This window comes from Corallococcus sp. 4LFB (assembly GCF_046520365.1).
GTDB classification, from domain to species: domain Bacteria; phylum Myxococcota; class Myxococcia; order Myxococcales; family Myxococcaceae; genus Corallococcus; species Corallococcus caeni.
On sequence record NZ_JBKGHJ010000402.1, the window covers coordinates 1 to 7839 of the forward strand.

The 7839-nt window shown below is 70.7% G+C and carries 5 protein-coding genes and 2 pseudogenes; all 7 read left to right on the top strand.

Annotation, left to right across the window (positions count from 1 at the left end; genetic code table 11):
* Window positions 1-410: pseudogene (locus tag ACLEQD_RS31905) on the top strand (serine/threonine protein kinase); the annotation flags it as partial.
* Between the two features lie 89 nt (window positions 411-499).
* Window positions 500-1492 (top strand): glycine--tRNA ligase subunit alpha, encoded by a 993-nt coding sequence (glyQ, locus tag ACLEQD_RS31910; protein WP_410389277.1) that lies wholly within the window; start codon window positions 500-502, stop codon window positions 1490-1492.
* The gene (gene glyS, locus ACLEQD_RS31915) at window positions 1482-3593 is read left to right on the top strand and encodes a glycine--tRNA ligase subunit beta (RefSeq protein ID WP_410389278.1); all 2112 of its coding nucleotides are present in this window, start codon (window positions 1482-1484) and stop codon (window positions 3591-3593) included. The genes glyQ and glyS overlap by 11 nt, the downstream gene beginning before the upstream one ends.
* Window positions 3594-3762: 169 nt before the next feature.
* Entirely contained in the window at window positions 3763-5292 is a 1530-nt protein-coding gene (locus ACLEQD_RS31920) for a hypothetical protein (RefSeq protein WP_410389279.1), read from the top strand.
* A gap of 2 nt (window positions 5293-5294) precedes the next feature.
* Entirely contained in the window at window positions 5295-5957 is a 663-nt protein-coding gene (locus ACLEQD_RS31925) for a hypothetical protein (RefSeq protein WP_410389280.1), read from the top strand.
* Window positions 5954-7516: a hypothetical protein gene (locus ACLEQD_RS31930; RefSeq protein WP_410389281.1), complete on the top strand. Its 1563-nt coding sequence runs from the start codon at window positions 5954-5956 to the stop codon at window positions 7514-7516. The genes ACLEQD_RS31925 and ACLEQD_RS31930 overlap by 4 nt, the downstream gene beginning before the upstream one ends.
* Window positions 7517-7578: 62 nt before the next feature.
* A pseudogene (locus ACLEQD_RS31935) lies at window positions 7579-7839 on the top strand (FHA domain-containing protein); the annotation flags it as partial.

Here is a 7839-nt window from a genome sequence, read left to right on the forward strand (position 1 = left end):
CAGCGCTCCGGCCGTCACTCCCCGCCGACGCCCGTGGTGGCGCGAGGCCGAGCCGCGCCCCCGCGAAGCCCGAGCCCTCGGAGCGGGCTCCGGAGCCCGTCACCACCGTCACGCAGGCCGAGAACCCGGAGGTGCTCGACACCTCCACCTCGAAGGGCGCGGCGAAGGCGGGCCTGGGTTGGCTGACGCTCTACACGGTGCCGAAGAACGCGGCGGTGTTCGACGGCGCCACGCAGCTGGGCACGTCCCCGCTGATCAAGTTCCCCCTGCCCATCGGGACGTACCGGCTGCGCGTGGTGGACCCGCAGGACCCCGGCGGAACGAGCAAGCTGTTGTCCGCTCCCATCCGTCCGGGCGAGGTGACGAAGCTGCAGATTCGACTGGTCGACCTCCCGGCCTACGTGGACTGACAGCCGTCCTTGACGCTCCTGGACCCCCTCACTAGGGTCCGCCGCGTTCTGCCTCCGCCTTCGACGCACTGCGAGAAGGACTCGCCATCATGTATTTCCAGGACCTCATCCTCACGCTCCAGAAGCACTGGGCCGACCAGGGATGCATCGTCACCCAGTCGTACGACACGGAAGTCGGCGCGGGCACGATGGCCCCCTACACGTTCCTGCACGCGCTCGGTCCCGAGCCCTGGAACGTCGCCTACGTGCAGCCCTCGCGGCGCCCCGCCGACGGCCGCTTCGGTGAGAACCCGAACCGCCTGTTCCAGCACCACCAGTTCCAGGTCATCCTCAAGCCCGCGCCCAAGAACGTCCAGGAGCTGTACCTGGAGTCGCTGCGGAAGATCGGGATGGACCCGCTGGAGCACGACATCCGCTTCGTGGAGGACGACTGGGAGTCGCCCACGCTGGGGGCCTGGGGCCTGGGCTGGGAGGTGTGGTGCGACGGGATGGAGGTGACGCAGTTCACCTACTTCCAGCAGTGCGGCGGCTTCGACTGCCGCCCCGTGGCCGCGGAGCTCACGTACGGGCTCGAGCGCCTGGCCATGTACCTGCAGAACGTGGAGAACGTCTTCGACATCGAGTGGGTCAAGGGCGTGAAGTACCGCGAAGTGTTTCACGCGAACGAGGTGGAGATGAGCAAGTACGCCCTCCACGAGTCCGACCCGCAGATGCTCTTCACGCTGTTCGACGCGTACGAGAAGGAGTGCAAGCGGCTCATCGAGCGCCACCTGCCGCTGCCCGCGTACGACTACGCGCTGAAGTGCTCGCACACGTTCAACCTGCTGGACGCGCGCGGCGCCATCTCCGTCACCGAGCGCGCCAACTTCATCAAGCGCGTGCGTGACAACGCGCGCCTGTGCGCGGAAGGGTATCTCCAGATGCGCGAGCGGCTGGGCTTCCCGCTGACGAAGACGCCGTGGACGGTGGGTGAGCAGCCGCCGGTGCTGGAGGGCAAGCCCGCCAGCGACTACTGGAAGACGGTGCAGCTCAACAAGCCGGTGGAGAAGAAGGAGAAGGCGGAGGTGTCCCGTGGCGCGTGATCTGCTGCTGGAGGTCGGGGCCGAGGAAATCCCGGCGTCGTTCATCGTGCCCGCGCTGGAGGACCTGAAGCGCGTGCTCACCGAGCGCATGGCCGACGCCCGCCTGAAGCACGGCGAGGTGCGCACGTTCGGAACGCCGCGCCGGCTGGCCGTCTGGGTCCGCGACGTGGCGGGCGCGGGCGAGGACATCACGAAGGAGGTGCTGGGGCCCAGCGCCAAGGCCGCCTTCGACGCGCAGGGCAAGCCCACCAAGGCGGCGGAGAAGTTCGCCGAATCGCTCAAGCTGTCCGTGGACGCGCTCGGCCGCACCACCACGGCCAAGGGTGAGTACCTCTCCGCGCGCGTGGAGGAGAAGGGCCGCCCCGCGGGGGCCATCCTCCAGGACGCGATGCACGCGGCGGTGCACGGCATCAACTTCAAGAAGTCCATGCGCTGGGGTGACGTGGACACGGCCTTCGCGCGCCCGGTGCAGTGGCTGGTGGCGCTCCTGGGCGACACGGAGCTGCCGGTGGTGCTGGGCGACGTGAAGAGCGGACGGACCACCTACGGCCACCGCTTCCTCGCGCCGGGCCCCATCACGCTGAAGGCGCCCGCGGACTACGAGGCCGCGCTGGAGAAGGCGCACGTGCTGGCGGACATCGGCAAGCGCCGCGCGGAGCTGGTGCGCAAGGTGAACGCCGCCGCCACTTCGGCGGGCGCTCGGCTGCTGGAGGACGAGGGGCTGGTGGACCAGGTGACGAACCTGGTGGAGCTGCCAAACCCCGTGGTGGGCAGCTTCGAGGAGCGCCACCTGGACCTGCCGCCGGAGGTGCTGGTGCAGGAGATGAAGAGCCACCAGCGCTACTTCTCGCTGACGGACGCGAAGGGGAAGCTGCTGCCGCGCTTCATCGCCGTGTCCAACACGCCGGTGCGCGACGAGCAGCTGTCCCTGCGCGGCTACCAGCGCGTGCTGGCGGCGCGGCTCGCGGACGGGCGCTTCTTCTTCGACGAGGACCGGCGCACGCCGCTGGCCGACCGCGTGGAGAAGCTGGGCCGCGTGGTGTGGCAGGGCCAGCTGGGCACGTACCTGGAGAAGGTGGAGCGCTTCCGTGCGCTGGCGGGCTTCCTGGCCCAGGCCACGGGCAGGGCAGGGGAGGCGGCCACGGTGGAGCGCGCCGCCACGCTGTCCAAGGCGGACCTCGTCACCGGCATGGTGGGCGAGTTCCCGGAGCTCCAGGGCGTGATGGGCCGCGAGTACGCGAAGGCGGGCGGCGAGCCCGACGCGGTGGCGCTGGCCATCTTCGAGCACTACCTGCCCCGCGGCGCCGAGGACGCGCTGCCGTCGCAGGACGCGGGCGCGCTCATCGGCCTGGCGGACCGGCTGGACTCACTGTGCGGCATCTTCGCCATCGGCAAGGCGCCGTCGGGCGCGGCGGATCCGTTCGCGCTGCGCCGCGCGTGCCTGTCCATCATCCGCATCGTGCTGGGGCGCGGGTACCGCTTCAGCCTGTCTGCCGCGGTGGATGAGGCGCTGCGCCTCCTGGCCCCCAAGCTGGCCAACGTGAAGCGCAAGCCGGGTGAGGCGGCCCCGCGCGAGCAGGTGCTGGAGTTCTTCCGCGGCCGCCTCAAGGCGCTGTGGGGCGAGCAGCACCGCACGGACGTCGTGGAGGCGGTGCTGGCCGTGGGCTTCGACGACCTCGTCGCGGCGAAGAAGCGCCTGGAGGCCCTGAGCGTGCTCGTGGGCCACTCGGACTTCCAGCCGCTGGCGGCGGCGTTCAAGCGCGTGGTCAACATCGTGGAGAAGCAGGGCCGGGACGTGGCGGGCGGGCAGACCAACCCGCAGCGCTTCACGGACGAGCCGGAGAAGAACCTCCACACCGCCTTCACCCAGGCCCGCGACAAGGTGGGCGAGCGCGTGCGCGCGGACGACTTCGCCGGAGCGCTCAAGGAGATCACCGGCCTGAAGCCCGCCGTGGACACCTTCTTCGACAAGGTGATGGTGATGGCCGAGGACAAGGACCTGCGGGAGAACCGCATCCGGTTCCTCACGGAGATTGGCGCCCTGTTCAACCAGGTGGCGGACTTTTCCAAGATCCAGGCCGAAACCGCCGCGGCGGCCTGAGGCCCGGTCGCCCGTTCACCGCTGGCGCGTGCCCGCTTTCCCGCCAGGGGAGCGGCGCACGCCGTCCGTGCGGGGGGGAGGGATGTCGGGAGGAGGGCGGCCGGGAATAGTGACAGCCCTATTCAGTTGCCCGGCGCAGGGCGTCGTTCCTACACTCCGCCCCCCTCTGATGCGCCTCCATTTCCTGACCCCCGCGCTGCTGCTCCTCGGAGCGTGTTCGATCGAATCCGAACCGAACCCGCCTCCATCCACCCGCTTCGTGTACCCCAGCGGGGTGGCGTTCTGGCGCCCTCCGACGGCGGGAGGGCCCTCGGCGAGCAACGGCTACCTCTTCGTCGCGAACGCCAACTTCGACAACTGCTACGACTCCGGTTCGGTCGTGGCACTGAACCTGGACACACTGACCACGCAGGTGGACGGGCAGCCGGTGACGGTGCCCCACCTGGGCAGTGTGCTCCCGGAGTCCGCGCTCGCCTTCGAGGACCTGGCGTCCGCGGACGAGTCGCTCGTGCAGATCCGCAGCTTCGCGGGTGAGCTGGGCCTGTGGGTGAACCCGGCCAGCGGGCTGCCGCGCCTGTTCGTGCCCTCGCGCGCGGAGGGCAACGACCTGCACGCGGTGGACGTGAGCCTGGATGCCAACGGCGCGCCGGTGCTCAACTGCGTGCAGGGCGGCGTGGACTGCCGCGACGGCGCGCTGTCGCTCACCGACGACATCCCGGCGTCCTTGAGCGAGGCGGGCCGGCCGGACCTGCCCCGGGCCCCGTCGCCCATCGGCGTGACGGTGGATGCGGCGAGCGGCACGCTGTACGTGACGCACTCCGAGGCGGCGGACTCGCCCGCGAAGTCCAGCACCAACTTCGAGAACTACCTGGCCACGGTGAAGCTGGACAACCCCACGCGTGACACGCTGGGCTTCATCCCGCTGTCGCCCGACGGCTACCTCTACGGCGGCTCGGATTCCGTGACGGTGGGCGCAGGCTACCTCTACGTGACGGGCCGCAACTTCGTGGCCGGCATCAACGGCACGGTGGCCGCCAACTTCGTGCTGCGGCTGGTGGACAAGAACGAGCCCGGCATCATCCTGGAGCCCGCGCTGCAGTCGGTCTTCAGCATCCGCGAGGCGCGCGCGGCGCGCGTGGTGCCCCGGCCGGTGACGGCGGAGGAGCGGGCGGCGCGTCCGAACCTCGTGCGCGAGCGGCTGTACATGCTGGCGCGCGGCCCGGACACGCTGCTCACCCTCGACTTCGAATACGACGCGGTGCCGGGCACCGCCGCCACGCAGCCCTTCTTCCGCGTGGTCTCCGCGGTGCCCCTGCCGGACGGCGTGAGCGACATGCAGCTCATCGAGCGGACGCCGGGCACGTCCAACACGGACACCAACATCCTCGCGGTGACGAGCACCGGCGACAGCGCGGTGTCCCTCTACGACGAGGCGCTCGGGCAGGTCGTGGCGCAGGTGCCGCTCGTCAACGCCCTCAACCAGACCAGCAACCCGTCGCAGGCCTTCGGGCTGGCGGTGGACAACCCGGCCGGGACGAACGCGGCGCGGCTGTTCGTGACCAACTTCGGTGACGGACAGGTGTCCATCGTGGACATCCCCGACCTCGCGCGCCCCCAGGACGCGAGGCTGGTGGCGAGGCTGGGCACGCAGCAGCAGCGCGATCCGAACCAGGGCACCAGCGTGTGCCAGGAGAACTGACCTTGAAGCGCGGCTTTCTTGCGGCCCTGTTGCTGAGCGGCGCGAGCTTCGCGCTCGCCTGCTCCGACACCACCTCCACCGCGGGCGCCGCCGGCCTGTCCGGCACGTACGACGTGGTGCTCTCCAACCAGCTCGTCTTCGTCACCTCGCAGGACCGGGATGAGCTGCGCGTGCTGGACCTGACGCGCTCGCCGCGTGAGTTCCTCCCCGCGCCGAACCCGCTGGAGCCCCTGGCCATCCCCGTCATCGCGCGGCCCGACTCGCTCATCCGCGACGTGGGCTACGACGCCACCGGCAACGACGTGTCCGGCCCGTACATCTACGCGCGCAGCTCCGGCGGCCGCGGCATCTCCGTGGTGGCCGCGGACCGCGCGCGCCTCAACGAAGTGACGCGCCTGGCGACGGGCCAGCTCATCACCGCCTTCGCCGCGCACGCCCCGGTGGCGGACGGCTCTCCGAGCGTCCTGTACTACGCGCTCCAGACGCGCCCGGAGGCCGCCGAGCAGCTCTGCGGCCCCTTCGGCGGCGGCGTGGTGATGCGCCAGGACCTGCCCGGCCCGGAGGGCTTCGACGCGGCCGCGCTGCCGCCCGCGCTGCCCGTGTTCTGCCTCAAGCCGGCGGACACCGTGCTGTCCATGATCACGCTGCCGCGCGGGCCAACGTGACGGACTCGCTGGTGCTCGCCATCCGCAACGTGTCCGGCACCAGCCGGCTGGTGCGTGCCGCCGCGGACGGGGCCTCCGTGGAGATTCCGTACAAGCGGCCGCGGCCGGTCCCCTACGCGGTGCCCACGTACACGGACCTCATCGACATCCCGGCGCGGCTCGTGGCCACGCACCCCAGCTTCGGCGTGATGAAAGCCAAGGTGGATGGGAAGTGCCCGGCGGGCAGTGAGGAGAAGAGCCAGGATGCCGGTACGACGGTGTGCATCGAGACCGTGCCCGCGGGCCGCTTCGTGTACGTGGTGCTGGACGAGCTGACGTGCAACTCGACGGACTGCGAGGGCGTCATCGCGCTCGACAACGGGCCGGATCCCCTGGCGCCCTCCACGGCGCCGGTGCTCGCCCGGGACATCACCGGCGCGCCCATGCTGACCCTGAGGCCGTCCGCGGGCCTGCCCACGGGCCTCACGCTGCGCACGGGCCTGGAGGTCCGCGAGCTGCTGTCGGATGGCGTGGCCTACACCACCCCCGTGCCGCTGCTGGGCATCGTGCCGTCCTCCAGCGGGGAGATCACCCTGTTCCGCGCGGACGAGCGGCGCGCGTTCAACCTGGACCGCGACCCCAAGACGGGCCCGCTGAAGGCGTCGGTGGCCGCGGAGCTGCGCGACAGCAACGAGGCCGTGCGCGCGGATCAGTTCCAGGCCATCACCGTGTCGGAGCCGGGCTGCCCCCAGGTGCAGGACGCGACCAACGCCACGGCGTTCCTGTGCAGCGGGACGGTGCCCAACGGCACCTACCGCTTCGTCTTCCAGGGCGCGCTGCCCGGCCTGACGGGCCTCGCGCGCGACCTGACCGTGGAGGAGGCTCCGCTCCTCATCGAGACCACCCTGGCGACGTCGCGAGGCGTGGTGCCCGGGGACTCCATCGTGCTGGCGAACAACGCGGGCGCCTGCGAGACGGCCATCCCCATCCTCCGCCTGGAGGACCAGGGCAACGGCCTCACGCGGCTCTACCCGGACCTGTCCGACCCGGCCATCGCCACCGCGGTGGAGCCCTGCGCCTCGTACCCGCTCTTCTCCGTGCGGGCCGGTCCGAACGTGAAGCCCTACCTGCTCTACGCGGGCGCGGAGAGCAGCGACTCGTTCATCCAGCGGCTGGACGTGAACGAGCCGTACACCGTCTCCAGCTTCCTGGACTACTACGCCCACCCGGACGACTTCGACCTGGGGTTGGATCCGCCCAAGTCGCCCACCACCTACGTGCCCGCGCCGCTGACGCTCACGATGACGGCGACCATCGGTGCGCAGAGCCGGCTGGTGGCCGGTGACCGCTACGTGGTGACGCTGCTGCCGCGCTTCCGCCGCTTCGTCTTCGGGGTGGACACCGGCTCGGCGAGCAACCTGGCGGTCTACACCCTGCCTGCTTCCGTGGTGGCCACGGACGTGGAGGGCTCCAGCCTGGCCTTCATCGCCTACCCCTCGGCGGACGGCATCCTCCAGGTGGCGCTGGAGTCCATCAGCGACAACGCGAAGAACCTCCAGTATCTCCGGGCCTTCCAGTAACTGGGCGCGCCGGCCGGCTCTGCTATCGTCCCTTACGTCCAGCATTTCCCGAGCCAAGACCGATGATCGATCAGAACTCCCGTCCCGCACGCAAGGTCGGCATCGCCGAGCACCTGTGGGAGACGTACGAAGAGATGGCCCAGCAGATGGGGTCGGATCGCGACGCGCTCATCAACCAGGCGCTGTTCATGTTCGCGCGTCTCAACGGCTTCATCGACGTGAAGACGAAGGGGGAGCCCGTGGTGGCGGCGGTGCCGTCACCCGCGCCCTCCGCGCGAGCGGCCTCCGCGCCACCCCCGGCCGCCTCGGCCAAGGGCGGGCCG